The 634-nt window shown below is 67.4% G+C and carries 1 protein-coding gene and 1 pseudogene; both read left to right on the forward strand.

Annotated features, from left to right (window positions below):
* On the forward strand, positions 1–434 hold a 434-nt coding region (locus tag CCN35_RS27515), incomplete at its 5' end, for a heme-binding beta-barrel domain-containing protein (RefSeq protein ID WP_107501115.1).
* Between the two features lie 53 nt (positions 435–487).
* Positions 488–634 (forward strand): annotated as a pseudogene (locus CCN35_RS27520) (transcriptional repressor); the annotation flags it as partial.

Consider the following 634-nt stretch of genomic DNA (forward strand, 5'->3'; position numbering starts at 1 on the left):
GCCGGAACTTCCTGGAGTACCACTCCCGCACCTGGGTGCTGGACAAGGACGGCAACAAGGTCAAACCGCTGGAGTCCGAGTCCGGCTTCTGGCGCATCGACGCCGACCGCAAGGTCGAGGTCACGATGACCCGCAACGACGGCGTCGTCGAGATCTGGTACGGCGAGCTGGCCGCCGGGAAGCCGCAGATCGACCTGGTCACCGACGCGGTCGCCCGCACCGCCGGGTCCCGCCCCTACAGCGGCGGCAAGCGGCTGTACGGCTATGTCAAGGGCGACCTGATGTGGGTCGGCGAGAAGCAGACCCCCGAGGTCGCGCTGCGCCCCTACATGTCCGCCCAGCTGAAGAAGGTCGTCACTCCCGAGGAGGTCGAGCGCTGGGCCAAGTCGCTTCCGGACGACCTGCCCGACGACGGGATCGCCTTCTTCAAGTAGTACCTGCTCCGACTTCGAGCGGCACCTGCCCCGGGTGGTCCTAGACTCGTGGTGTGGTGAGCACCGACTGGAAGAGCGATCTCAGACAGCGCGGCTACCGGCTGACGCCGCAGCGACAGCTCGTGCTCGAAGCCGTGGACACCCTGGAGCATGCGACCCCCGACGCCATCCTCAACGAGGTGAGGAAGACGGCGTCGGGG

It is taken from the genome of Streptomyces thermovulgaris, assembly GCF_002155915.1.
Classification (GTDB): Bacteria; Actinomycetota; Actinomycetes; order Streptomycetales; family Streptomycetaceae; genus Streptomyces; species Streptomyces thermovulgaris.